We start from the raw sequence: 26,699 nt of genomic DNA on the forward strand, positions 1-26,699 counted from the left end.
TAATGGGAATGGCCAGATTTTCAGAACAAGTTCTTAATTGGATGGAAATCGCCGAGAACAAGGCGGTTTCAAGATTTAAAGCGATTGACCGGATAGTAGATGCTAATCAGTGGAAGGTCATTGAAGCATTTCAAAAGCACCAGGTGAGTGATTTTCATTTTGCCGGCTCAACCGGATATGCTTATAATGACCGGGGACGTGAGGTCCTCGACCTTGTGTATGCCGATGTGTTTGGGGCGGAAGCCGCATTAGTCAGGCCGCATTTTGCTTCAGGTACCCATACTATTGCTACAGCCCTGTTTGGTGTACTGAGACCTGGGGATGAGCTTTTGTATATAACGGGACGTCCGTACGATACGCTGCACAAGGTGATAGGTAAGCCTGGAGACGGTACCGGGTCCCTTGGGGACTATGGTATCCTTTACAAGGAAGCTGCACTTCTGGATCATGGCGGTGTGGACTGGGACCTGGTAACCAATTTAATCACACCTGACACGAAAGTAATTGGAATCCAGCGCTCACGGGGCTATGATTGGAGAGATTCGTTCAGCGTTGACCAAATCGAAGAGATGGTTCAGCGGGTAAAAGAAATCAAGCAGGATCTCATTGTCTTCGTGGATAACTGTTATGGGGAGTTTACAGAAGATCGGGAGCCCACAGAAGTGGGCGCCGATCTTATCGCAGGCTCGCTCATCAAGAATCCCGGGGGCGGCCTTGCCGAGACAGGTGGCTATATCTGCGGCAAAGCCAAATACGTCGAGCTTGCTGCATACCGGTTAACCGCTCCTGGCATTGGCGCGGAAGTAGGTGCTATGCTGGGTACAACAAGAGGGATCTATCAGGGGTTATTCCTTGCCCCAACTATTGTTGGACAAGCTGTTAAAGGAAGTGTCATTGCAGCGGCTGTATTTGAACAGGCAGGTTTTGAGAGCAAGCCCGGGTGGGATGAACCGAGAACGGATCTGATCCAGGCTATTGCTTTCTCCTCGTCTGATCACCTGATCGCTTTTGTCCAGGGGATTCAAAGGGCAGCGGCGGTGGACGGTCATGTGGTTCCAGAAGCCTGGGATATGCCCGGTTACGAACATCCCGTAATCATGGCAGCAGGAACCTTTATCCAGGGCGGCAGCCTGGAGCTATCTGCGGATGCACCTATTCGTGAGCCTTATATTGCCTACATGCAAGGCGGCTTGACCTACTCCCATGTGAAGTACGGTATCCTTACGGCACTTCAAAATATGATTGATCATAATTTACTGTAAGCATTCCTTACATATGCTTGACACTGTAAGGCAATATGACATAGAATGGGATTATGATTAATTAAGTGGAAGGTTGAGAGCGATGGGTGATGAAATTCGTAGAAATATGGCCTTGTTTCCAATTGGTATCGTAATGAAGCTTACTGATCTATCGGCCCGTCAGATTCGCTATTACGAACAGCATCAGCTAATCGTACCGGCTAGGACTTCCGGTAATCAACGTCTTTTTTCTTTCAATGATGTTGAGCGTTTGCTCGAGATCAAAGCATTGATTGACAAAGGCGTCAACATTGCGGGTATTAAGCAGGTAATGAACCCGGTGAACAAAGAGTCACAGGAAGCGACAGTAATTACGAATGACACTGAGGAGAAACGCAAGGTTTTGACGGACTCGCAGCTCTATCGTATGCTCAAGCAGGAACTCGTTACAGGCGGCAAGAGACCAGGTCAGGTATCCCTGATTCAAGGTGAGTTATCACGGTTTTTCAAGCAATAACCATATATTTATAATTCAATCACAAAGGGAGAGGGTAAAGTGAGTTACACTAAAGAAGATATTCTTCGTATTGCCAAGGAAGAGAATGTCCGTTTCATTCGTTTGCAATTTACAGATTTGCTTGGAACAATCAAGAATGTTGAGATTCCTGTAAGTCAATTGCCAAAAGCACTCGATAACAAAATGATGTTTGACGGATCCTCCATTGAAGGATATGTCCGCATTGAAGAGTCCGATATGTACCTGTATCCGGATCTTGAGACTTGGGTCATTTTCCCATGGGTAACTGAAGATCGTGTTGCACGCCTCATTTGTGATGTATATATGCCAGATGGTACTCCATTTGCAGGAGACCCTCGTGGAATCTTGAAGCGTAACCTGGCTGAAGCCAAAGAGCTAGGCTACACTTCCATGAACGTAGGTCCAGAACCAGAATTCTTCTTGTTCAAGACTGACGAGAAAGGCAACCCTACTATGGAACTGAACGACCAAGGTGGTTACTTTGACCTTGCGCCTACTGACCTTGGGGAGAACTGCCGCCGTGAGATCGTTCTTACACTTGAAGAAATGGGCTTTGAAATCGAAGCTTCCCACCACGAGGTTGCGCCGGGACAGCATGAAATCGACTTTAAATATGCGGACGCTGTAAAAGCGGCTGACCAGATCCAAACTTTCAAATTGGTCGTAAAAACGATTGCTCGTCAGCATGGATTGCACGCAACCTTCATGCCTAAACCATTGTTTGGGGTTAACGGTTCCGGTATGCACTGTCACCAATCCCTGTTCAAAGGCGATGTGAACTCGTTCTACGAAGAAAGTGATACTCTGGGTCTTAGCCAGACTGCCCGTTACTACATGGCTGGTATCCTGAAGCATGCACGTGCCTTTGCAGCGATTACTAACCCTACTGTTAACTCTTATAAGCGTCTGGTTCCTGGTTACGAAGCACCTTGTTATGTGGCTTGGTCTTCGAGTAACCGCAGCCCGATGATTCGTATTCCAGCTTCCCGCGGTATGGGTACTCGTGTTGAGGTTCGTAACCCGGATCCGGCTGCTAACCCTTACCTGGCACTGGCAGTTATGCTTAAAGCTGGTCTTGACGGGATTAAGAACGAGATTCCTCTCGTTGACCCAATTGACCGTAACATCTATGTAATGTCTGAGGAAGAGCGTGTAGAAGAAGGAATTCCAAGTCTTCCATCCGATCTGAAGGAAGCACTCGGAGAGCTTATCCGCAGTGAAGTGGTAACTGAAGCTCTTGGTGATCATGCCCTGTCTCATTTCTATGAACTCAAAGAAATCGAGTGGGATATGTTCCGCACTCAAGTTCACCAATGGGAACGTGACCAATACATTACTTTGTACTAAGATAGACAGAACCCCTGACGCAATGCGCGTCAGGGGTTCTTTTTAGCCGGAGATTCCTTTGAGACATAGGATGAATCCAGCAACTATTCCGACGATCCCGCCTAATTGGGCCAAGGCCAGGTACGCTTCACTTGGTTCCGAATCTCCTTCAACCTTCCAGCCTTCGTTAATATACCATCCCCATCTTGGCTTGAGTAACTGTATTAGACCAAGAGCCAAGAATATGATCCCTATTATGATTAACATGAAGCATCCCCCTTTATATAATTACAACGAGTATTCAGGAAAAAAGTTCCAATCCGTTCTTGGGGGAACTACCTTCACTATGCTCTCCTTCTAATTATTCATCCCGATCACGGTAAGACCAGGCCACTGACGAGTCCATTGTTTCTCAATCATTCGCTGTTCGTAGATCCGGATCCTTTCGGGTGAGGAACTGAAGAAGGGGGTTGGCCTTATACCAAGCTGAACGAGATCTTGGACTCCCCATGGGGCAGCCACTTTGACTTCTTCCATAGAGTCCAAAGAAACTCCTATTGCAGTAGCTGTCTCAGGAAATTTGGAAATAGCATCCTCACTTGAGCAGTAAGGGAGAATATGGTTGACCTTATGCATACGCGCTTCATTCTTAACAGACCAGGGAAGATCTGGACGGAGCTTCAGCAGTCTATGTTCAAGATGCTTCTCATATTCTTCCTCAAGGTTATTAGGATCAAAATATATCACGTCAATGTCGTTAACAGGACTGCGTTCCGTATATCCATGAAGAACATCCCAAACTTTCGAACGGATCACCCCTGCACAGATCCACCAATCCGGTAAGTGTAATTGTGAAGCGGTGCGCAGAAGATCCATCAACCATTCATCATGTTTAACTAGCTGTATGATATCGCTCTCGGAATGTAATATGATCAAATACCTCCTTTTAATAAAATGTCTGTTCTGCTTAGGAGTAACATTCTTGGTGTAGGGAATAGAAGGGGGATTAGGAGAAATTTGTATTGTAAAAAAAGGAAATGCTATACTTAACTTAATACGTAAAAGGGAGGAAACCTGCAAGTATGAAGATCATAAAGGTAGTCACGAGTTATGTGCCCGCAGTTGCTCTTGCATTCGTTCTAAGTCTGTTTATTGGTATCTTTGTATTCCAGCCTTACAAAGTTGTCGGACAATCTATGGAGCCTACGCTTCAAGACGCACAGAGAGTATACACTTCCAAGCTGGCCCGGACTTTCTCGCATATGCCAGCCTATGGGGATATAGTGGTTATTGACAGCAGAGTGAACCGCGAGAGAAGCTTTATGGACAGTATTCTGGAACATCCGTTGATTCAGCTTATGAGAGGCACTAATGAAGATCATACCTTCTTTATTAAGCGGGTTATTGGGAAGCCAGGTGATGTAATTGAGATCAAAGATCAGCAAGTGTATAGGAATGGCGAAGCGCTGGTAGAGCCTTACATCAAAGAAAAGATGAACCCTGCTGAGAATGGTAAGTGGGTAATCCCAGATAACCACATCTTTGTTATGGGAGACAACAGAAATAACAGTAAGGATAGTAGAGAGATAGGGCCAATCCCATTTGATCATATTATGGGGATCGAAGAGATTAAATAGCTTTCAATGTTTAAGAAGAGGATGCCATCCGGCATCCTCTTCTGTTATGAATGATGGAAATAAATATGGGGGTACTCTAGTGAATGTCACGGAATAAGCCGACAACTTTGCCGAGAATCGTAACATGCTTAAGGCGAAGAGGTTCATAAGTAGGGTTCTCAGGCTGGAGCCGGATGTGGTCTCTTTCCTTATAGAAAGTCTTCACCGTAGCCTCATCATCTTCCGTCATAGCTACCACGATATCTCCGTTCTCTGCAGTCTGCTGCTGACGGACGATTACAAAGTCACCATTATGAATGCCTGCTTCTATCATACTATCACCCATAACGGAAAGCATGAAGATCTCTTTGTCACCAACAAAATGGTTGGGGAGGGGGAAGTAATCTTCAATATTCTCTGTAGCAGTGATAGGGACACCAGCAGTAACTTTACCAACAACCGGTACACGTGCAACCGTGTGGGCGAACAAATTATAATTATCCGAATCCTCCTGGCCTAAAAGCTCAATTGCCCGCGGCTTGGTAGGGTCCCGGCGGATGAAGCCTTTCTTCTCCAGTCTGTCCAAATGACCATGAACGGTAGAACTGGAAGCTAGTCCAACAGCTTCTCCAATCTCTCTTACGGAAGGGGGATAACCCTTCATTCTGACTTCATTTCGTATAAATTCAAGGATCGCCTGCTGACGACTGGATACTTTCGACATATGATATCAACCCCATTTAGTAACGTTTGGAAAAATTATAACATAGAACTACCGTTCGTACAAACGTAAGTTCTAAAATGTTGTCGAAATTATGGCGAACAATTGTTCTAAAAAACTATTGAACGAAACAAGTGTTCGTGTTATATTAATTTCATAAAACAAGAACAAACGTTTGGAGTGAGCGATAATGTTAAGATATTCTACATACCAAAGTATTCATGAGGCAATCCCTACTGAACCTAGTCTGAATAGATACCATTTGAAAGATTTGATTAACACAACTATATTTGCAAGATTGGCAGCCGTAGTATTGTTTATTGCAATTACATGTACGGGGATGATTACGGCTTTTGCATCTTCAGGCGATCATTCTGATTCTTCTAAGTTACTTCAAGTCATCGTGCAGCCGGGAGATTCTCTATGGAGCATTGCATCTGCTAATAAGACAGAGGACCAAGATATTCGAGATGTTATTCGCAGTATTAAGGAAGAGAACCAATTGGCCTCCAGTGAAATACAAGCTGGGGATGTGCTAGTCATTCCATCGTATTAAACCTCGTATCGCTAATTGTATTTTGTCCAGCTTAGAGAGCTTTTCTGGGATTTGACCATCCTTGACAAGCTCTTTTTCTCATGTCAAAGTAAGAGTTAATGCCTTAACTGAAGGAGGAGTCTCTTATGGATATCGATAGCCTGGTACAGCGCATCAATGAGCTTGCGCGAAAACATAAAGAATCCGGATTGAATGAGGAAGAAACGCTTGAAAGAGCGGAGCTTCGGGAAATCTACTTGCAAAATATTCGCAGGAATTTCCGTCAACAATTGGATTCAATTGAAATTGTAGATAAATAATACGTCCGGCCTTGTGCCGGATATACATAACCGGCGTATCCAATATCGAATGCCTGAATGAATGGAATCCCAAATGGATGAGGAGGAAATTTCATGAAATACACCTATCTGGGTAAAAGTGGATTAGCCGTATCGAAGCTGTGCCTGGGAACTATGACATTTGGTGGCACCACGGACGAGAAAGACTCTAAGGAAATGATCCACCGATTCCTGGGTCAGGGCGGTAACTTTATTGATACCGCGGATGTCTATACGGGCGGGCGGTCAGAAGAGATTGTAGGCAATAGCATTCGTGATCGTAGATCCGAAGTTATTTTGGCTTCCAAGGTCCGTATGTCTACTGCGGGCCACGTAAATGGCCAGGGTTCTTCCCGAAAGCATATCATGGACGGCATCGAAGCAAGCCTAAGAAGGCTGGGAACCGATTACATTGATCTTTACCAAATTCATGTATGGGATCAAGCAACCCCGGTGGAGGAGACGCTTCGTGCGCTGGATGATCTGGTCACCTCAGGAAAGGTTCGTTATATCGGCTGCTCGAACTATCTATCCTGGCAGCTTATGAAGAGTCTAGCTGTTAGTGAAGCCAAAGGATATGTGCGTTACGTATCACTACAGCAGCAGTATAGTCTGCTCAATCGTGAGGCGGATAGGGAAATGATGTCTTTATGTCTCGAGGAGAATGTAGGTATCATTCCTTGGGCTCCTCTTGGCGGAGGATTCCTGACTAATCGATATAAGCAGGGTGAGAAGCCTGTGCATGGACGACTGGGTTCGGCTAACGGCGGTGAAAGCTCATGGGAATACCGGGCTACGGAGAAGAATTTTGATATCCTCAACCAAGTCGTTAAGATTGCTAGCGAAATCGATAGAACTCCTTCACAGGTTGCGCTGAACTGGCTAATGGGTCATACAGGCATTACATCACCTATTTTTGGAGCGAGTACCCTTGATCAGTATAATGAGAATATTGGTGCTGTAGACTTTGAGCTTGCGGCTGAACATCGCTGTCTGCTTGATGAGGTTAGCAGTCTGCCTAACGAGTATCCTGATCGCTTCATTCGTAAATTCAAGAGACAGATTTAACAGGAGACCACCGAGGAGGAAAGTAGCAGTATGGCACGTTCATTTGAGAAGCAGGTTGAGAAAAATAAGCAAAAGCTGTTAATGCAGCAGAAGAAACAGGGAATACAGCCTGGGAAAATGGGGCTTAGCGGTGAAGGAGAGACATTCAGAGGCCGTAATTTCATCCTACCCTCGCTGCTTATCCTATTTGGGGTAGCGTATGGTGCACTTGGCTTTATAGGGGGAGGCAGTGATATTAATTCCTTCCTATACTGGCTTACCATAGGGCTCTACATTATGCTAGGTGTGATCACTTTCATCAGAAAGCCATACTTGCGAATTGGGAAGAATGCACTGTACACGTCCAAGTTCAACCGGGATCGAATGCTGTCCGCGGATAGTATTCAGAAGATCATTCTAAGTCAAGGGATTGTCACCATTGTTCCGAAAGGGAATGGACAAAAGTGGACTTTCCTTCGGTCTCGCAACCGATTCAACACAGAGGCCATGGGAGCGCGTCTGATTGAATTCGGTAAGCTTAACAAAATCACAGTAGAGAATCACTAATAAAGGGGAATCACAATGTCGATAAAGGCCGTTTGTTTTGATCTGGATGATACACTGTTATGGGATGAGCGCAGCATAGCCGAAGCTTTCGAATTCACATGTAAAACAGCAGCAGAAATTACTGAGGTCAATGCTTCGGCATTGGAAGAGTCTGTTCGTAAGGAAGCAAGAGCTTTATACGAATCGTATGAGACCTTCTCTTTCACCAAAATGATCGGAATCAATCCCTTTGAAGGTTTGTGGGGGAACTTCAATGCAGGTGAACAGCCTGAGTTCCGCGCTATGGAAAAGCTGGCTCCAATCTACCGCAAGGAATCTTGGAATCGTGGACTGCTTGCTCTGGGCGTAAATAATGAGGAGCTCGCTGGACAGCTTGCTGATCAATTCGGTGCAGAACGCCGCTCACGTCCGCATATTTATGAAGAAACCTTTCAAATTCTTAATGATCTGAAGGGTCAGGTTAAGCTTTTGCTGTTAACGAATGGTTGTCCGGCACTTCAACAGGAGAAGCTGGATGGTGTTCCAGAGCTAGCTTCTTACTTCAATGAAATCGTGATTTCGGGTTCCTTTGGTAAAGGGAAACCAGACCCTAGTATTTTTGAACATGCTCTGTCCCTGCTTGGTGTGAAGGCTTCTGAGGCTCTAATGGTTGGGGACAAGCTGACTACAGATATTAAGGGAGCATTAAGTGCAGGCATCCATTCCGTATGGGTGAATCGCGACGGTAAGACTCGCACAGACGAAATTATTCCTGATTATGAGATCAAGCATTTGTATGAACTACACGGGATTATTGACAGTCTAGGAGGTAGAGCTGGTTGAGTTTAGGGCGCTTAGGATTTGCTTCAGCGTTAATCAGCTTAGTTCTACTACTGTCAGGATGCGGGAATACTGATCATCATGAGGCTAATGAGATGCCCATACCGATCGAGGTTAAGCTGTCCGTGAGCCCGGTCACTGCAAAAGTGAACCAGAAAGTATCTTTCGAAGCCAAGGTGACCCAGGGCAAGTCGAATGTAGATAATGCCCAGGAAGTTACTTTTGAAATCTGGAGAGAAGGCTCGGAAAAGCACAGCAAAATTACGGTTGCTTCAGCAGGGGATGGAAAGTATATAATGCTCAAGTCATTTGATGAAGCGGGTTCTTATCATGTCATTTCACATGTCACCGCCGATAGTCAGCATACTATGCCATCAGCGGATTTTGAGGTCAAATAAGTACGGGGCAGGCCATATTGCCAAAATAAAAAGCTGTTTGCTTCATCTTGGATGAGGCGAACAGCTTTTTTGTATGCATTTGATTGGCGTAAGCTTAAGCCTTTTGGAAGGAAGGATCTTCAAATGGATGAGCAATCCAGCCATTCTCTTCCACGAACAGGCGAATAGCCACAACCTTGCGGTCATCAGTCAAAGTGAAGAAATGAACTGTGTTCTCTGGAACAGAGATAAGATCTCCTGGCAGGAGGTTAACATCAAAGTAACCAATTTCATCGGATCCTTTGATTACGAATGTTCCTGCGCCTCCAACGATGGCCCGAATCTCATCCTCGGTGTGGGTGTGAATTTGCTCAAATTTAGCAAGCAATTCTTCAATATTAGGAGTAGCTTCGGAAAGGGTAATGACATCCCAGGTACGGTAGCCACGGCGTGTAACCAGCTCTTGGATCTCAGAGTCGAATGTTGCAAGAATTTCGGACTTTTGCTCGTCAGTTAGAGAGAAGTTCTCCTGTAAATGTGCCGGCAGTTTGCTGACATCCCAATGTTCATAAATGACCTCAAATTGATTAAGGAAATCGCGAACATTTTCTTCGCCAGATATAATTTCGTTCGTTTTTCTAATTCTTATTTCCGCCATGGGATTACTCCCCTTTCTATAATATATAGTTAGAATTATAAAGGATTAATGAGGGTGTGTCGACCCCTTATTTAAGGCGGCAGGTCATGTGAGATAAGCGTTTTCACGTACAGTGGAATGAATACAATCCCTTTCCTAATGCGACTGATTCTGATAAACTTAATTTTAGCGTTTTACAGGGGGGATGAAATCTTGATTAAGCCAAGTCTGCAATCCAGATTAAAAGAGAAAATATTGATTCTTGACGGGGCCATGGGAACCATGATTCAACAAGAAGAGCTAAAACCCGAAGATTTCGGTGGAGAAGAGCTTGATGGTTGTAATGAGATGCTAGTTCTTACGCGTCCTGATGTCATCTCCCGTATTCATGAGAAGTATCTTGAAGCCGGAGCGGATTTAATTGAGACGAATACATTCGGGGGAGCTTCTGTAGTCCTGGCCGAGTACGATATTCAAGATAAAGCCCGTGAGATTAACTTGGCTGCGGCCAAGCTTGCGGTTGATGCTGTTAATAAATATTCTACACCCGAGCATCCACGTTATGCGGTTGGCGCCATGGGTCCGACGACCAAAACGCTTTCGGTAACGGGTGGTGTTACTTTTGACGAATTGATTGCAAGTTATGAAGAGCAGGCGGTTGCTCTGATTGAGGCCGGCGTAGATGCCATGATGTTAGAAACTTCCCAGGATACTCTTAATGTTAAGGCGGGAAGTATTGCTATTCGCCGTGCATTTGAATCTACAGGAATTACTTTGCCTTTAATGATCTCCGGCACAATTGAACCGATGGGGACTACACTTGCCGGGCAGAACATTGAGGCATTCTATGTATCTCTTGAGCATTTGAATCCCGTGTCTGTCGGACTCAACTGTGCGACCGGTCCAGAGTTCATGCGCGATCACATTCGTACACTTTCGGATATGGCGAGTACGGCCATCAGTTGTTATCCCAATGCAGGTCTTCCAGATGAGAACGGGAATTATCATGAATCTCCCGAATCCTTGGCGACCAAGATGGCAGCCTTTGCCGAGAAGGGATGGCTCAATATAGCAGGTGGCTGCTGCGGTACAACGCCTGAGCATATTTCGGCCATGGCTGAGAAGATGAATCAATACGAGCCGCGTAAGATGGATGAAGTGACCCATCCTCCGGCAATTTCGGGGATCGAACCCGTATATATTGAATCGGATAATCGCCCTTACATGATTGGAGAGAGAACGAATGTTCTGGGGTCCAGAAAGTTCAAACGGTTAATCGTTGAAGGGAAATATGAAGAGGCCTCGGAAATTGCCCGTGCTCAGGTAAAAGGCGGTGCCCAGGTTATTGACGTCTGTGTGCAGGACCCTGACCGGGATGAGACAGAGGACATTGAGAAGTTCCTTGAACTGGTTGTCAAGAAAGTTAAGGTTCCTCTGATGATTGATACGACAGATCCGGCAGTTATTGATTTGGCACTTAAATATTGTCAGGGTAAGTCAATAATTAACTCCATTAACCTTGAAGATGGTGAAGAAAAATTCGAGCTGGTTACACCTATTATTCACAAATATGGTGCGGCTATTGTAGTGGGTACGATTGATGAACGCGGTCAAGCTATTACTAGAGAGGACAAGCTGGAAGTAGCTATTCGCTCACATGATCTGCTTGTGAATAAGTATGGTCTGAATGCTGAAGATATTATTTTTGATCCACTTGTATTCCCTGTAGGAACCGGGGACGAGCAGTATATTGGCTCTGCCAAGGAGACCATTGAGGGAATTCGTCTGATCAAGGAAGCCCTGCCTGCATGTCACACGGTACTCGGAATTAGTAACGTATCATTCGGGCTTCCAGAAGCTGGACGTGAAGTTCTGAACTCTGTGTTCCTGTATGAATGCACCAAAGCTGGTCTGGACTATGCGATTGTTAATACCGAGAAGGTCGAACGTTATGCTTCCATTCCGGAAGAAGAGCGTAAGCTTGCCGAAGAACTGATATACAATACTAATGATCAGACACTGGCCTCCTTCGTTGCGGCATTCCGTAATAAGAAGGTCGAGAAGAAGGAGAAGATCAGCAATCTATCTCTTGAAGAGAGACTTGCTTCTTATGTGGTAGAAGGGACCAAAGAAGGTCTGATTCCAGATTTGGATGAGGCTCTTGGCCGTTATACGGCTTTGGAAGTAATTAATGGTCCGCTTATGGCCGGAATGGAAGAAGTCGGCCGTCTGTTTAACAACAATGAGCTAATCGTTGCTGAGGTTCTTCAGAGCGCTGAAGTGATGAAGGCGTCAGTAGCTTATTTAGAGCCTTTTATGGAGAAGAATGAATCCTCAGTTAAGGGCCGGATTATGCTTGCAACGGTTAAAGGCGATGTCCATGATATTGGTAAAAACCTGGTGGAAATCATCCTTTCCAACAATGGTTATGATATTGTCAATTTGGGTATAAAAGTACCACCGGAACGTATTATAGAAGCATTCCGTGAGCAAAAGGCCGATGCCATTGGCCTGTCAGGACTGCTGGTTAAATCGGCTCAACAGATGGTATCGACTGCCCAGGATTTACGAAATGCCGGAATTGATGTACCGATCATGGTAGGCGGTGCAGCATTAACCCGGAAGTTCACGAAGACCCGGATTCGGCCTGAATATAATGGCCTTGTCGTCTATGCCAAGGATGCCATGGATGGCCTTGATTTGGCCAACAAGCTTATGGATCCGAACTCCAGGGAGAAGATGCGTCTGGAATTTGAGGCGGAGAAGGAAGCAGGGGAGCAGGAGGTTGTTAAGACCGTATTACCTGAGCTTACCCGTGCTGTTCGTTCCAATATTTCACAGGATGCTCCAGTATATCTTCCACCAGATCTGGATCGTCATGTGATGAGGAACTATCCAATCAGCCATATTATTCCTTATGTTAATATGCAGATGCTCCTGGGTCACCATCTTGGGCTCAGAGGATCGGTAGAGCAGCTGCTCGCATCGAAGGATCCTAAAGCCGTTGAACTGAAGGAAACCGTGGATCAAGTACTGCATGAGGCGCTGACGAACGAGATTATTCAGGCACATGCCATTTATAGATTCTACCCCGCTCAGTCCAGCGGAAATGATATATTGATCTATGATCCTGAGGATCACAGCAAGGTTCTCAAAACGTTCAGCTTCCCACGTCAGAGAGTCGAGCCTCATTTGTGCTTATCCGACTACTTGAAGACCGTGGAGAGCGGAGTTATGGATTATGTCGGCTTTATGGTGGTTACCGCTGGCCATGGAGTAAGGAAATTGTCCGAGGAATGGAAGCTGAAAGGCGATTACCTTCGTTCCCATGTTGTTCAAGCCACTGCACTTGAAATTGCTGAAGGCTTGGCGGAACGGGTTCACCATATTATGAGAGATAGCTGGGGCTTCCCGGATCCGGCCGATATGACGATGAAGCAGCGTCACGGTGCAAGATATCAAGGTATTCGCGTCTCCTTCGGTTATCCGGCATGTCCGGATCTTGAGCTGCAAGAACCGCTGTTCGATCTTCTTAAACCGGAGGATATTGGTGTGGAATTAACGGAAGGGTTCATGATGGAACCAGAGGCATCTGTATCCGCACTTGTATTTGCCCACCCAGAAGCTCAATATTTCAACGTAGAGAAGTCTTAAGTTACAATGAGATAGATGTTGCCGCAAAATCCTCCGGGTAACGGGGGATTTTTGCTACATTTGAAATTAACCAAGAATGCGGAAGAAGGTTGAGATGATGGAACTCTACTTCATGGGAACCAATGCAGGTGTACCTTCCCTGCAGCGAAATGTCACTTCTCTAGCCTTGCGAATGCTCGAGGAGAGAAGATCACTTTGGCTATTTGATTGTGGTGAAGGCACGCAGCATCAGGTGCTGAAGTCGCCTCTAAAACTGAGTAAGCTGGAGAAAATTTTCATAACTCATCTGCATGGCGATCATTTATTTGGTCTTCCGGGCTTGCTATCAAGCCGTTCCTATCAAGGGGGAGACACTCCGCTTATCCTGTACGGACCTAAAGGGCTTGAACAGTATGTAAGGATGTCCCTCGGAATCAGTGAGTCACACATAAATTATGAACTAATTGTGAAGGAGCATAGCGGGGGCACAATTTTTGAAGATGAGACGTTTCGTGTGGAATCTGCTCTGCTCGAGCATCGCATTGATAGTTACGGATATCGTGTTACGGAGCTCGATAAACCTGGCCGGCTTGATTTTGAGGCGCTTGCAAAGCTCGGTGTGAAGCCCGGTCCCCTTTACGGCAAGCTGAAGAGGGGAGAGAGTATCGATACCGCATCTGGAATTGTCCATGCCAGAGATGTGCTTGGACTTCCCAAGAAAGGCAGAGTTATCACCATCCTCGGTGACACAAGGCCTTGCTCGGCAGCGGTCCAGCTTGCCAAGGATGCTGATCTGCTTGTTCATGAGGCTACTTTTTTACACGAGCTCGCCGAGACTGCGCATAACTACCATCATAGTACGGCGATTCAGGCTGCAGAGACGGCTTCAGCCGCTAATGCCAAAGAACTTGTGCTGACTCACTTCAGTTCCCGTTATAAGGACGATGAACAGCTTGGGATGCTGCTGGATGAGGCGCGCAGGATATTTCCCAACACTAGGCTTGCAAAAGAACATGAGCTTGTTCCCATAACCCGGGATGAACAGCAATAGGCAGGAAATATAGAGAATTATTTTCCGGGAAAGCGCAGGAAATGACACCGGGCTGCAAAGTTTTTCGCTGTTCCAATTTAAATCGTCTCAACCTTCGATAGAGTTCGACGCAAATATATAATTACTTATGCGGTCAGCGGGAAATGATTGAATTTGCCCGCACCGCTGCTTTCTTTTACAATGAGATTAGTAACGGGACTGAATTAAGGGAGAGAGCGGATTTGAACGAGGCTTGGAAAGCTTTTTTGATCGATTTGGATGGGACACTGTATCATGGAACACACATGATCCCGGGAGCAGACGAACTGATTCGGGCGTGTAATGATAAGGGGATTCCACTTTTGTTTGTTACGAATAATTCATCCCGGACACCTGAGGATGTAGCTCTGCACTTAAAGGGTATGGGAATACCGGCGGATGCTAGCCAGGTGTGTACCTCAGCCGTAGCAGCCGCGGAGTATATCGCGGAATTGTCTCCGGGCAGCCGTGTAGCCGCAATCGGGGAGCATGGGCTGAGAGACGCATTGGAGCAGGCGGGATTAGAGCTTACCCATGAACGTCCTGACTATGTAGTGCAAGGCATTGACCGCTCATTTACATACGAAACCTTAACTAAGGCAGCCCGCTTGATTCTTGGCGGTGCCAAGTATATTTTGACAAATCCGGATTTGTTATTACCTTCTCAGGATGGCCTTCTTCCCGGAGCAGGGACTCTATCGGCAGCGATCAAGGCGGCCACCGGTGCTGAGCCCATCGTCATTGGCAAGCCTTCAGGGATACTAATGAAATTCGCAACAGATCGACTCGGGCTGCGCGCGGAAGAAGTAGCCGTAATCGGGGATAATATGCATACGGATATTTCTGCTGGTGTGAATGCAGGATGCGGAACGATACTTACCTTAACCGGCGTTACAACGCAGGATAATTTGGATGATTTCCTGGCAAGCTCCGGTGTGAAGCCGGATATGATCTGCTCAGATCTCCATGAACTCAAACAGCTGATTACAAAATGAGATGTGAATGACGAAGGGAAGATGCATTATGCCGGAACTTCCGGAGATGGACAATTACCGTATACTACTATCCCAGCTTATCCTTGACCGACCAATTACGAACGTAGTGATAAATAGGGAGAAGTCAATCAATAAAGAACCTGAAGTCTTTATCCAGGAAGTGACCGGACGCCGGGTAATCTTCATTGAGCGCCGAGGGAAGCATTTGCTCTTCCATCTGGATAGCGGCCGCCGTCTGCTGCTGCATTTAATGCTTGGAGGACTTCTATATTTAGGAACTGAGGAAGATAAGCCTAACCGCAGTACGCAGGTCGAACTTAGCTTTGGAGATCAAACCTTGTATTTCATTGGCTTAAGGCTCGGATATCTGCATCTGTACAGCTCGAAAGAAACGGATGAGTTCTTATCGGATCTTGGACCTGAACTGCTGGACCGGAAGATGAATCAGGATAAATTCGTCCAGCTGCTCAGCAGACGACGGGGAGCAATCAAAAGTACGCTGGTCAATCAGCATGTCATTGCCGGGATTGGCAACTGTTATGCAGATGAGATCGCCTTCGAGGCTGGACTGAGGCCATCAGCCAAAATTCAGAACTTATCTGAAGAGGAGATTGCAGGCCTTTATCAAGCCGCAAGGAACGTATTTCACCATGCTATAGAGCATGGAGGATATATGGAACTGCCTCTAACCAAAGAAGATAACTTAACAGGCGGTTTCAATGAGCTCTGCCGGGTCTATGATCGAGAGGGCGAAGGGTGCATCCGCTGCGACGGGGTTATCGAGAAGAGCGAGATCGGCGGCAGAAAGATGTTCTACTGTCCGAAATGCCAGCATGACAGGTAGGCTAAAGGTTGGTGGTCACCTTAGCATACGCCGCGGGTATTACCATGCGGCACAGACGGCTTTAGATATGGGCGCAGGAGCTTTTCAGTATTTTCCCAAGAATCCAAGAAGCCTAACCATTAAGCAATTTGATCCGCGTGATGCGGAGAAATGCAAGCAGTTGTGTAAGGAGAACGGGATTGTGTCGGTTGCCCATACGCCTTATCCTAGTAATCTGGCTGTTGATTCCGCCAATGAACCTGATGCATTTCATAAAATTGTGAATTCTTTGAAAAATGATCTGGATATTGCCGACGCATGTGGTTCGCTTGGTATCGTCGTTCATTTTGGAACATATCGGGCAGGTAACCCCTTACAGGGATACAAAAATGTTATACAATGTATAAATGAGATTCTAAGTGGCTGGCAGGGCAGCGCCAAGCTGCTCATAGAGAACCAGGCTGGCGATCATGGCGACATGGGCATGACAATGGAAGAAATGGTTCAAATCCGAAATATGTGCGAGACACCTGAGCAAATCGGCTTTTGCCTGGATACCTGCCATGCGTTTGGTGCAGGAGTCTGGGGAGGAGCTGAGGATGACATATTTTTAACCAAAGGGATTGAGCTCGGCTTCTGGGATCATGTGGTAGCTGTACATTTGAATGACTCCAAGTATCCTTATGGCTCACGGAAGGACCGACATGAGCGTGTCGGCCAAGGATATATTGGCGAGGCAGGATTCAGAAAGCTGCTGGCGGCTGATGAGATTATAGATAAAGCCTTCATCCTCGAAAGTGAGACTGGGGAAGACGGTACATATACATGGGATATGGAGCAGGTAAGACGTTGGTCAGAAGCTTAGCTGAATACGCAACTGGGGAAAGGAAGAACAAATGTGATCCACTTATATATGGATGATATGCGGCGTTGTCCTGCGGGGTTCACCTTGGTACGAAGCGGTCAGGAGTGTATTGAGGTACTACGTACAACTCAGGTTGATATCCTTTCACTCGATTATGATATGGGACCGGATGGAATGACAGGGGGTGAGGTGGCGGCGGTAATGGCAAGAGAAGGCCTGTTCGCCCGCGAGATCTATCTTCATACCTCAAGTCTGCATGGGAAGATGAGTATGTATGAAACGCTCTACACTTGTAAGCCGGACCATGTCATTCTTCATAACGGACCGATACCTTTTGACCGTCTGGATGAGATCGCTCATCATATGGCCAAGAAGACAAAATAAGCTGCCGGATTTGCCTGGCGGCGCACTGCAATTTACTGGAGGTAAGAGCTTTTGAACAGTCAAGATGAGTTAGAGAACACACTCCCAGGGGTGTCATCAAGGTTTATTTGCACGGCTAATCACGGATTTGCCCCTTATGCCCAAGAAGAGTTAAGAAGAAAATTCGGTTCGGTAAAAAGTACGGTTCTCCTGCCGGGTGAAATCTTCTTAGGGACACTGGATGTCTCCAGCCAGGAGGCGATCGAGAGGCTGCGTACGGAGCAGCCGATCTTTCTGAGACATGTATTTCCGGTCCAATATCAAATCGGCATAGTGAATGAGGACAAAGATAATGCAATGCTGCAATTATCTGCATGCCTTAAGCATTTACCGGAGCTTCGCGGAGCTCAGGTGACCGTTCAGGCGCGTAAAGCCGGTCATAATGCCTGGGAAGGAACCTCCACAGACCTGAAGGAGACGATTCAAGAAGGAATGAAAGAGCTTGTGCATGAATTTGTGGTCAAGGATGCTGAATTGGTGGTCTCTGTCCTGGCTACAGATACAGCGCTATATGCAGGTATCTCTGCCCCTCAAGACAATTTGTCGGACTGGAACGGCGGCGCAGTAAGGTTTCAAAAGGAAGAAGGTCAAATCTCCAGAGCCAAATTTAAGCTGCTTGAAGCTGAGCGCGTATTTGGTATTGATTTCGCTGCGTTCGAAGAGGCTCTTGATATTGGAGCTGCGCCGGGGGGATGGACGTCCTTTCTGCTGGAACGTGGACTTCGGGTAACCGCGGTCGATCCTGCCAAGATGCATCCTTCTTTAATGGAATCGAATAGATTAACTTACTTGAACAAAAATGCAGACAGCGTGAAGTTTAAGGAGAACCAGTTCGATCTATTGGTATGTGATATGAGCTGGAGTCCTAAGCTGACCGCGAAGTTGGTTGCCGGCCTTCTGTATAGTCTTGTACCTGGAGGAACGGCAATTGTTACTGTGAAGCTGCTGAGTAAGAAGCCGCTAGCGCTTATCCGAGAAGTTATGGATACGTTTGATCAGGCCAATATGCAGATCCAGAGAGCAAAGCAGCTGTTCCACAATCGGGATGAAATAACTTTGTATATGATTAAATATTAATACCATTAACTAATTAATGTTAAATTTTTGCTTTACTTTCACGCTTTACATGCTCTATAATGATTCCAATATTATACAAATGACCGCTTAGGGAAAGTATCCCAAGTCTTCGGTATCGTTCGATTACGAACGCGCCGGAGCTTGGGGCTTTCCCTTTTTTGTGTTGGTCAAGAAAGGAGAAGATCTATTGCATTTTCCTTCTAAGCTTGAGCCGGGAGCCATCCTTGGGGGCAGATATCGGATTGAGAAATGGATAGCCTGCGGGGGGATGAGCTATGTATACTGTGCGTCGGACTTGAAGCTTCAGGACAAGAAGTGGGCGATTAAAGAGACTTTTACGATTGCCGAGCAGAATGCCAAGTTAGAAGAAGAAGCTCAATTGCTGATTCGGCTTAATCATCCCCGGTTGCCGCATATCGTTGACTTTTTCCCGCCCGATCAGGAGGGTTATACCTATCTGGTTATGGATTTTATTGAGGGTGTGACAATGGAGAACTATATTAGGGGATTAACTAGCGAGCCCAAAGTGGAGATGATCCTCCATATGGCAGCACAAGTATGCGAAGGCCTGGAATATTTGCATAACTTTGATCCACCCATTGTGTACAGGGATTTGAAGCCAGCAAATTTAATGGTAGATCGGGCGGGCAGCATACGGTTCATTGATTTTGGCATAGCCAGACAGTTTAAGTCAGATCAGCCGGAGGATACGGTGAAATTAGGCACGGTTGGTTTTGCTGCACCTGAACAGTATGGGGGCAAGCAGACAGATGCAAGAACGGACCTGTATTCACTTGGTGCGCTGCTCTTATATTTGATTACCGGAGGGCAGCTCAGTGAGTGGAAGGCAGATGCCCATCAGTTGATTAAAGTTAATGGCGACCAAAATACCATAGCTGCGTTGATGAAGGTAATCCATAAGCTGCTGCAGTACGAGCCGGAGAAGCGCTATGCATCGGTAAGTGAAGTCAGAAATGCACTCCTGCCGGAATTCAAACAACCGGCTGCCGCCAAGAAGCCAATTGAGCAGACTGAATCGGCCAGAACGAAGGTGATCGCCGTAATCGGGGTATCTGGAGGTGTTGGAACTACACATACGGCCATTATGCTGGCTTATTCTTTAACGAATCATTTTAAAAAAGTCACATTGCTTGAGCTCACTGACAAGTCTTGCTCATTCTCCAGATTACAGTCGGCAGCTTTTAAAGCTAAAGGAGCTGGGTCAGGATCTGCGGAGAGGAACTTTACGATCGAGGGAGTTCACTATTTCCGGAGGCCAACCAGGATGGAGATGCTGGATTTGATCTCTGGTGAGGGTGGGCTGGTTATTCTTGATTTGGGAAGCGACCGCAGCAAGGATACTTTTGAGGAGTTTGTTCGGGCGGATATTTCGCTTGTGGTGGGCTCGGGAGCAGAATGGAGATTTCAGGATATCGTATCCTTTTGCCGGATGTCAGCTTCATATTCAAGTAGTAAATGGATCTATACAATCCCTTCGGCTCCATTGCCTGTCATACAGCATCTTCGTAGGAAGCTCAGGACATCCAGATTGCTCCCTTTCCCGCATGAAACGGATCCGTTCCATCCTGCTCACGAGACCGTTACAGCGGTGGAAAATGTGTGTAGATCTCTTATCAGCAATGATCAGCCGTCGTGTTTTTTCAAGTTCGGATTTAAGAGAAGATGGGGAGGAGGAGTGTAATGTTGAAGCTAAGACAGAGAACCAGATACATGATTTATTCAGCGGTGGCGGGTGCAGGGATTGTCGGGATTATGTTCATCATTTATTTGATTGTGAATCAGGAGCATATTAAGAAGTCTGAGCAAGCCTTGGAACAAAGGTATGAATCCGAGATTAACCGGCTGAAGGCGGTCGGAACCACCCAAATTACTCAAGGCTGGGTAGCAGCCCGACTAATTGAGGCAGGTGAGAAATTGAAATCTTCTGATCTCGTACAAAAGGATTTCCCATCTGACCGAGTTCCAAGTGATCTTATTACAGCAAGAGACGATATTGTAGGAATGCTTACGAAGATTAGACTGAAGCCGAACACCTTGGTTACTGAAGCACTTCTCTATGAAGAAGAAGCAACGACTAATGATTTACGTAATCGTGAGATCAGCTTTGTAAAGATCCCAGCCGCTCTCAAATCTAAAGATGTTATTGATGTGCGAATTCAGTTCCCTACAGGTCAGGACTACATTATTTTATCGAAGAAGAAAGTGAAGGACCTGCAGGCATCCACTTTAACCTTGACCTTAACTGAACCGGAGATCTTGTCCCTATCCAGCGCTGTGGTTGACGCCTATTTACATAAAGCTTCTATATATGCACTTACCTATGTTGAGCCGGAGCTTCAACTGTCTGCTATACCCACCTACCCGGCCAATGACCAGGTACTCAAGCTGATTTCTAAAGATCCTAATATTCTAAAGCGAGCAGAACAGGGACTGAGCCACACTTCAAGGGCACTGCTGGAGAAGGACCTAAGCTCCTTAACACCGGAGTCTTCTTCAGATTTTGAAGGTAAGCAGGTTGAATATTTACATGCTGCACAGAAAACTGCACAGGGAAATCAGTCAGGTGAAGCTGACAATGCAGTATCTAAGACTGGACCATAAGGATTTGGAGGGGTGAAAGTGAAGCACTGGATTTTTGCCGGAGTCAGTGATAAGCGGGAACTATTATTGTATCTAAGTAAGATACTTACGATGAACGGGCATCGGGTAATGCTCGTTGATGCTACTGAGAAGGGTAAGTACAGATACTCTATAGGTAACCAAGAAGAGAGTTTGCCGCTAACTGAATTTTGCGGAATTGATATCGCATCGGGTTACGAGAATGCGCTGGATTTATATAGTGATCTGGATAGAAATGGCGAATCAGAGCTGTCTTATGACTATATCTTGTATGATCTCGAAGCTCTGGATTTCTGCGGTCAAGACATTTGGGCAGAGGCGAATGCCATAGTGTGGGTAACCAGCTTTGACAGATATGCCTTGGAAAAAAGCAAAGAGCAGTTCGCATGGCTGCTTGACCGATATCCTGAACTGCAAGGGATCAAAATGAGAAGGGTCTACGTTCAAAGTGTAGACAGCCATTTAAGTGAACCTTATATACGCAGCTTTGTCAGCAGCCTGCCTATTTTGTGGGATGAGGACTATATTGAAATGCCTTGGGATGAGACCAATGTTGCCGTTCGCTTAGAAAATGAGCATGCACGAACCATCGGTATTAGGAGGGTTACCCGACCTTATAAGAAAGCTTTGAAGGAACTGGTTGGACAACTGACTGAGTGGGATAGACCTTTGACTCGAAAAGTATTTCGTTCCGCTGAAAGGAGAAGAGCATGACTACAGTTGCCTTTTGGGACTACGGGCAGGTTGGAGCAGCAGAGGTCGCGGTGCCTCTTGCACTGATAACAAGTCTAGACTATCGTGTGAGACTTCTACTTACACAGACAGGTAAAAGAAGATGGGGAATTGACGAGGCATTTAGAGAAAGTAAAAGTTATGCTACCGATTTAGCTATGCGGGTGAACGAACAAGGCATGGATTCATTAATGCGTCTATCCGGAAGCGGGATCCTAGACAAAAATAATATTTCTGATTATACGATGCCGCTAATATACGACCGACTTGATATGGCCCCTGGGCCTGAATTCGGGGAAGCCGGATTGCAAAGATATCATGACTTTCAATTCAATCATCTGCTACAGATTGCCAATGAGCGTTATGATTTGGTATTCATTGATTCGCCTGGAACGGGAGCTTTTAATGAAATGACAATGAAAGCCGGGGAAGTTATGGTCGTCCTGCTTAGGCAGAACACTAGACTGCTCGAAACCTATTTTGAAGAGGCTAACTATAATCCGCTTCTTACCAACAAGCCGCATGTGCTTGTTATACATCATTACGATGCTGATCAGCACTGCTCAATCTCTAATATCAAACGAAAGTACAGCTGTAAGGCACCTATCATCGGAATCCCTTACAGTCGGGAATACGCAGATGCTTGGAATTCCCGTGATGTGATGGCTTTTGTACAACGTAATTGTAGTTCTTCACGCAGGAATGCTTCTGGCGCGAGATATATGGAAGTTGTCAGGCAATTAAGCCAAAACGTAATGGAGCTTTCAAATATTCAGGGCATCCCCTCTTCTGGCAGGGGGGCTTAGATGGATACGGGTTTAAATGGGATAGTTATCGGTCTCATTATCTTATTTATCTGCTTATTCTTAATACTCAAGTTATTCACGTTTAAACGCATCCCTAGTGAAGCTGGATATCAGGAGGAACGCTATACACTTGCTGCGCTCATTGAATATATCAAGCATAGTCTTCATGATCTTAGCCGAACAAAGATCGATGACTGGAAATATGGCGAAGAACAATTCAGAAGAATCCTTAATCAAAGGGCTGAGCTTCGTAAAGCTTTGAAGGGCTGCGTTTCCGGAGATCAGTCAGATAAGGAATATGTAAAGCTGTATATTGCTGATCTGCTGCAAAATTCCTATGGAATTGACTCTACCAATATTAATAGAATTATTCCTTTTGAGGAAGTCGACTTATTATCCATCCAGGATCGATTCGATATTCTGCTGTACTTGTACAAATGTAGCTATGGCGAGAACGCCATAAGCTCCCTCATTGAGCAATATGGTCTGGATAGAGCACGTACCTCAGCTGATCGTGAGGAACAGGTGTTTGAGATCACAGCCGAGGATATTAACCATGCTTTTAGTCAGGAGAATAGACCCCTCTTATTACAAGAAAAATTGGACATCATCGTACAGAGAATCTACCAGCATTATAAGGGATTCTCGGTGGCAGATGAACTTCGGGATCAACGAATAGACGGAGTGAGCGGCGGGGTAAGCGGGGTTCCTGCCCAAGATAGCCGGAAAGTAATGGAGAATAACACGGAGGGTTATGGTTCTTGGCTGCGCCCGAGCCGAGCACATATTCCCAAGAATTACGAAAGCCTGTGGATCTTTTATAAGGGCAAGTCCATTCATCTTCCTTTTCTGTCGTTCGGGAGTGAAAGCGAGCTTAAGCGGGTGTGCCAGAATATTTATAAATATAACCTCCCTGGCCAGCTATCCGAAACTAGCGGATATAAAGTGAACGAAATGAAAGATGGCTCTCGCGTAGTCGTGGTAAGGCCCCCCTTTTCTGAGTCATGGGCGTTTTTTGTGAGGAAATTTGATGTCAAATCCGCCGTGCTTGCCCAATTGATCAAAGATGACAATGCTGAGCTGCCGATTGAGCTTCTTAAATATTTAATGAAGGGAAGCAGAATTACTGCTATTACAGGCGCACAAGGCTCGGGAAAAACAACCTTGCTTATGGCAATGGTGAAGCACATCTATGCCTCATATACGCTCCGCGTTCAGGAAATGTCGTTCGAGCTTCATCTAAGGAGCTTATACAGCAGTCGCAATATACTCAGCTTTAAGGAGACGGATTATATAAGCGGCCAAGCCGGGCTTGATCTTCAGAAAAAAACGGATGGAGCGGTCAATATTCTGGGCGAAGTGGCCACAGACGAGGTGGCTACTTGGATGATTCAGATGGCACAGGTCGCCAGTCTTTTTACTGTATTTACGCATCATGCCAAGACATTTGATGACCTTATTCAATCTCTGCGTAATTCGCTGCTGAAATCAGGCATGTTCAGAGATGAGAGAATGGCAGAAAGGCAGGTCCTGAGTGTTATTAACTTCAATATCCATCTTCGTGCAGATATGAACGGCAAGCGCTATATTGAGAGGATTACAGAATGTGTAAGAGATAGCTCTGCCAAGGGAAGAAACATTGTTGAATATCGAAATGGACGTTATGTACCTTCAAGCCCTTTATCCAGCCGAAGTATTCAGGAAATGACAGGGCAAATGACCCAGGAAGACGCCAATAGCTTCCGTACATTTGTCAGCACATATTGGGGTGAACAAGTTGGAGCTTAAGCAATGGTTGATGTGGATCCTAGTTGTCTCCGGTATGTTATTCTTCAGCCTGATGATCACGTTAAAGCTATTACATAGAAAAAATTCTGCCGAAGGCTATCTTGCTTTTTCACAGCAGCCAGCCGCTTCGGGCAGATGGAAGAATCAGTTCAAAGTATGGATGCTGGTTATGTATCAAAGCAGTATGAAGCTTCCCTTGTTACGCACATACCTTCTAAAGGTTCGCAAAAGAATTGCTGGTGTGAACATTCATAATGAATTTGATCTTCGGATTCATACCATGTCAGCAGGAATGTGTATTCTAGGGACGTTTGGAATCAGCATAAGTTTTTTATTTTGTTTAAATCCGGACTTTATCTATTTATTAACGTTAATTCTTACTGCAATCATCCTTAATGGTATGTTTCTTGATTCATTTATTCATCGCTTCGAGAAAAAGCTGCTCCTTCAAATGGTCGATTACTACACCGAGGTAAGGCATGCCTATCACCGTCACGGTATTGTGGAAGAGGCCTTATATGATGCGGCAGAAATTGCAGAAGAGGAAATTGCGAGACATGGATTCGCCATAGCAGACGCGCTTGTCTCAGCTGAACCCGCCGAAGCTCTCGATAAGTACTATGAAACGTCACCCAATCGCTTTCTTAAATCTTTTGCTGGCATCTCATTTTTGATTATGGAATATGGGGACAAGGTGAAGAAAGAGGGCTCCGTATATTTAAAAGCGATCAGTAGTCTAACCCAGGAGATCCATTTGGATATTTTGCGACGCAGCAAACTGGATTACTTATTGAGAGGGCTGCATTTGATTGCTCTTATTCCCGTTTTTTTCACAAAGCCGATTGAGCTCTGGGCACGAAAAAGCTTTCCCTTAATGGATGACTATTATTTAGGGAAATACGGGATGCTCACCAAGATAATCATCTATCTCATTATCATTCTTGCTTATGTGCTGCTTCAGAAGCTAAGCAGTCTGGAAGATAGATTATATGAGACTGGACGAGGTCGTATACGTTGGGAAATCGTAATTTATCAACTTCCAAAGATAGGGAAATTGCTTGGGTTATTTATCCCAAGTCCTAATTCCCGCGCTTATCTGAAAGTCTCTAAGCTGTTAAGGGATACCAACCATCCAGCAAAAGTAGAGTGGATTTATGTTCGAAGAGTTGTCTTAGCGGCCGGTGCGTTTGTGATAACGCTAAGTACCTGCTTTGTCCTGCACTGGGTAGAACGGGATCGGATTGTATCGCAAAGTCCGAGAGAAGCTGTGGCTTTCGGCTCTATGTCCCCGGAAGAAATGAACAAAGCTCGCGTAGCAGCTGACGAGGATCGGAAATGGATCATTAGACTAAATAGTTCTGGCATGCGCTCTGGCTCATCAGATAATTTTGACCAAGCATTGAAAATGGTTGCAACAAGCGCAGAGTCAGATATGACTAAAGAGCAGATTGCGGCAGCAGCTAGCCGTATTGTCGATAAACTGAGTCGTCTCAATCAAGAGTACTTGAAATGGTGGGAAGTTCTTTTGTCGATGGGTACTGGATTTGCGGGGTATTATTTTCCTTTGTGGATGCTCATCTTCAGTAGAAGAGTCAGGTCGATGGATATGAAGCATGAAGTTTATCAGTTTCAGACTATGATCTCAATTCTGCGGGAGCTTGAACGGATCTCAGTTGAGGAAATTCTTGAATGGATGCTTTCGTACTCTGTAATATTTAGAACTCCAATTGAGAAATGCCTGCTGCATTATGAGCATGGGGCAGAGGCTTCCCTGCAGGGAATGAAGGAAGAATCGGCTTTACCCGAATTCACCAGATTGACAGAGAAGCTGCTGCTTGCGGTCGAGAAGATACCAATTGCTCAGGCTTTCGATGATCTGGAGAGTGAAATGGCTTTTCGGTTTGAGCAGCGGCGGCAGGACTACGATCGAATGTTGGAGACCAAGGCAAGCCTTGGCCGGATGATTGGCTTCACGCCTATGTATGCACTTATCTTCATGTATCTGGTTACGCCGCTAATCTGGATGAGTTTTGCACAGATGAGTCAGTATTATGATCAGATCCAAAAAATTTAAAATATCTGGAGG

At 45.7% G+C, this 26,699-nt stretch carries 27 protein-coding genes; 23 read left to right on the top strand and 4 right to left on the bottom strand.

The window, feature by feature from the left end; genetic code table 11:
* Positions 1 to 8: 8 nt before the first annotated feature.
* The 3 genes from ACEN86_RS09780 (at position 9) to glnA (ending at position 3,126) form a co-directional block, all read left to right on the top strand.
* Positions 9 to 1,262 (top strand): methionine gamma-lyase family protein, encoded by a 1,254-nt coding sequence (locus ACEN86_RS09780; RefSeq protein WP_495634083.1) that lies wholly within the window; start codon positions 9 to 11, stop codon positions 1,260 to 1,262.
* An 82-nt stretch (positions 1,263 to 1,344) separates the two neighbouring features.
* Positions 1,345 to 1,758 carry a MerR family transcriptional regulator gene (locus tag ACEN86_RS09785; protein ID WP_127197664.1) on the top strand — a complete coding sequence of 138 codons (414 nt, stop codon included), beginning with the start codon at positions 1,345 to 1,347 and terminating at the stop codon, positions 1,756 to 1,758.
* A gap of 39 nt (positions 1,759 to 1,797) precedes the next feature.
* The gene (glnA, locus tag ACEN86_RS09790) at positions 1,798 to 3,126 is read left to right on the top strand and encodes a type I glutamate--ammonia ligase (RefSeq protein ID WP_127197663.1); all 1,329 of its coding nucleotides are present in this window, start codon (positions 1,798 to 1,800) and stop codon (positions 3,124 to 3,126) included.
* Between the two features lie 42 nt (positions 3,127 to 3,168).
* On the opposite strand, the gene ACEN86_RS09795 is transcribed toward glnA, so the two are convergent.
* Complete coding sequence (locus ACEN86_RS09795) at positions 3,169 to 3,372, bottom strand: DUF6199 family natural product biosynthesis protein (RefSeq protein ID WP_495634084.1); 204 nt, start codon at positions 3,370 to 3,372, stop codon at positions 3,169 to 3,171.
* 90 nt (positions 3,373 to 3,462) lie between these two features.
* The gene (locus tag ACEN86_RS09800) at positions 3,463 to 4,041 is read right to left on the bottom strand and encodes a nucleotidyltransferase family protein (protein WP_495634085.1); all 579 of its coding nucleotides are present in this window, start codon (positions 4,039 to 4,041) and stop codon (positions 3,463 to 3,465) included.
* Between the two features lie 146 nt (positions 4,042 to 4,187).
* Here ACEN86_RS09800 and lepB point away from each other — a divergent pair, with 146 nt between their 5' ends.
* Entirely contained in the window at positions 4,188 to 4,742 is a 555-nt protein-coding gene (gene lepB, locus ACEN86_RS09805; RefSeq protein ID WP_495634086.1) for a signal peptidase I, read from the top strand.
* A 76-nt stretch (positions 4,743 to 4,818) separates the two neighbouring features.
* Here the strand turns inward: lepB and lexA are convergent, their stop codons facing one another.
* Positions 4,819 to 5,445, bottom strand: a complete 627-nt coding sequence (gene lexA / locus ACEN86_RS09810; RefSeq protein WP_127197658.1) for a transcriptional repressor LexA — start codon at positions 5,443 to 5,445, stop codon at positions 4,819 to 4,821.
* 187 nt (positions 5,446 to 5,632) lie between these two features.
* Here lexA and yneA point away from each other — a divergent pair, with 187 nt between their 5' ends.
* From yneA to ACEN86_RS09840, 6 genes are all read left to right on the top strand, one after another.
* Positions 5,633 to 5,998 carry a cell division suppressor protein YneA gene (yneA, locus tag ACEN86_RS09815; RefSeq protein ID WP_495634087.1) on the top strand — a complete coding sequence of 122 codons (366 nt, stop codon included), beginning with the start codon at positions 5,633 to 5,635 and terminating at the stop codon, positions 5,996 to 5,998.
* Positions 5,999 to 6,123: 125 nt separating this feature from the next.
* Positions 6,124 to 6,297 (top strand): DUF896 domain-containing protein, encoded by a 174-nt coding sequence (locus ACEN86_RS09820; RefSeq protein ID WP_127197656.1) that lies wholly within the window; start codon positions 6,124 to 6,126, stop codon positions 6,295 to 6,297.
* Between the two features lie 93 nt (positions 6,298 to 6,390).
* On the top strand, positions 6,391 to 7,383 hold the full coding sequence (locus ACEN86_RS09825; protein ID WP_495634088.1) for an aldo/keto reductase: 993 nt from the start codon (positions 6,391 to 6,393) through the stop codon (positions 7,381 to 7,383).
* A 30-nt stretch (positions 7,384 to 7,413) separates the two neighbouring features.
* Complete coding sequence (locus ACEN86_RS09830) at positions 7,414 to 7,929, top strand: hypothetical protein (RefSeq protein WP_495634089.1); 516 nt, start codon at positions 7,414 to 7,416, stop codon at positions 7,927 to 7,929.
* A 15-nt stretch (positions 7,930 to 7,944) separates the two neighbouring features.
* On the top strand, positions 7,945 to 8,751 hold the full coding sequence (locus ACEN86_RS09835; RefSeq protein ID WP_495634090.1) for an HAD family hydrolase: 807 nt from the start codon (positions 7,945 to 7,947) through the stop codon (positions 8,749 to 8,751).
* Entirely contained in the window at positions 8,748 to 9,146 is a 399-nt protein-coding gene (locus tag ACEN86_RS09840; RefSeq protein WP_495634091.1) for a FixH family protein, read from the top strand. Before ACEN86_RS09835 ends, ACEN86_RS09840 begins: the two co-directional genes overlap by 4 nt.
* Before the next feature lie 94 nt (positions 9,147 to 9,240).
* On the opposite strand, the gene ACEN86_RS09845 is transcribed toward ACEN86_RS09840, so the two are convergent.
* Positions 9,241 to 9,783 (bottom strand): acireductone dioxygenase, encoded by a 543-nt coding sequence (locus ACEN86_RS09845; protein ID WP_495634092.1) that lies wholly within the window; start codon positions 9,781 to 9,783, stop codon positions 9,241 to 9,243.
* A 192-nt stretch (positions 9,784 to 9,975) separates the two neighbouring features.
* Between ACEN86_RS09845 and metH the strand changes: the two genes are divergently transcribed.
* The 13 genes from metH (at position 9,976) to ACEN86_RS09910 (ending at position 26,687) form a co-directional block, all read left to right on the top strand.
* Entirely contained in the window at positions 9,976 to 13,416 is a 3,441-nt protein-coding gene (gene metH / locus ACEN86_RS09850; protein ID WP_495634093.1) for a methionine synthase, read from the top strand.
* A 97-nt stretch (positions 13,417 to 13,513) separates the two neighbouring features.
* Complete coding sequence (gene rnz, locus ACEN86_RS09855) at positions 13,514 to 14,446, top strand: ribonuclease Z (RefSeq protein WP_495634267.1); 933 nt, start codon at positions 13,514 to 13,516, stop codon at positions 14,444 to 14,446.
* Between the two features lie 221 nt (positions 14,447 to 14,667).
* A complete protein-coding gene (locus tag ACEN86_RS09860; protein ID WP_495634094.1) occupies positions 14,668 to 15,459 on the top strand; it encodes a TIGR01457 family HAD-type hydrolase in 792 nt (263 codons plus the stop codon).
* Positions 15,460 to 15,487: 28 nt separating this feature from the next.
* Positions 15,488 to 16,303, top strand: coding sequence for an Fpg/Nei family DNA glycosylase (locus ACEN86_RS09865; RefSeq protein WP_495634095.1), 816 nt, complete (start codon positions 15,488 to 15,490; stop codon positions 16,301 to 16,303).
* Positions 16,293 to 17,147, top strand: coding sequence for a deoxyribonuclease IV (locus ACEN86_RS09870; RefSeq protein WP_495634096.1), 855 nt, complete (start codon positions 16,293 to 16,295; stop codon positions 17,145 to 17,147). The genes ACEN86_RS09865 and ACEN86_RS09870 overlap by 11 nt, the downstream gene beginning before the upstream one ends.
* A 33-nt stretch (positions 17,148 to 17,180) precedes the next feature.
* Positions 17,181 to 17,531, top strand: coding sequence for a cyclic-phosphate processing receiver domain-containing protein (locus tag ACEN86_RS09875; protein ID WP_495634097.1), 351 nt, complete (start codon positions 17,181 to 17,183; stop codon positions 17,529 to 17,531).
* A 51-nt stretch (positions 17,532 to 17,582) separates the two neighbouring features.
* A complete protein-coding gene (locus ACEN86_RS09880; RefSeq protein ID WP_495634098.1) occupies positions 17,583 to 18,647 on the top strand; it encodes an SAM-dependent methyltransferase in 1,065 nt (354 codons plus the stop codon).
* Between the two features lie 187 nt (positions 18,648 to 18,834).
* Entirely contained in the window at positions 18,835 to 20,349 is a 1,515-nt protein-coding gene (locus ACEN86_RS09885) for a protein kinase domain-containing protein (protein WP_495634099.1), read from the top strand.
* Positions 20,349 to 21,269 carry an SAF domain-containing protein gene (locus tag ACEN86_RS09890; protein ID WP_495634100.1) on the top strand — a complete coding sequence of 307 codons (921 nt, stop codon included), beginning with the start codon at positions 20,349 to 20,351 and terminating at the stop codon, positions 21,267 to 21,269. Before ACEN86_RS09885 ends, ACEN86_RS09890 begins: the two co-directional genes overlap by 1 nt.
* Positions 21,270 to 21,287: 18 nt before the next feature.
* Positions 21,288 to 22,001, top strand: coding sequence for a hypothetical protein (locus ACEN86_RS09895; protein ID WP_495634101.1), 714 nt, complete (start codon positions 21,288 to 21,290; stop codon positions 21,999 to 22,001).
* Entirely contained in the window at positions 21,998 to 22,825 is an 828-nt protein-coding gene (locus tag ACEN86_RS09900; RefSeq protein ID WP_495634102.1) for a hypothetical protein, read from the top strand. Before ACEN86_RS09895 ends, ACEN86_RS09900 begins: the two co-directional genes overlap by 4 nt.
* On the top strand, positions 22,826 to 24,613 hold the full coding sequence (locus tag ACEN86_RS09905) for a pilus assembly protein CpaF (protein ID WP_495634103.1): 1,788 nt from the start codon (positions 22,826 to 22,828) through the stop codon (positions 24,611 to 24,613). It begins immediately after the preceding gene.
* Positions 24,603 to 26,687, top strand: a complete 2,085-nt coding sequence (locus ACEN86_RS09910) for a hypothetical protein (RefSeq protein ID WP_495634104.1) — start codon at positions 24,603 to 24,605, stop codon at positions 26,685 to 26,687. Before ACEN86_RS09905 ends, ACEN86_RS09910 begins: the two co-directional genes overlap by 11 nt.
* The last annotated feature ends 12 nt before the right edge of the window (positions 26,688 to 26,699 follow it).

The organism is Paenibacillus sp. Paensp111, assembly GCF_059492195.1.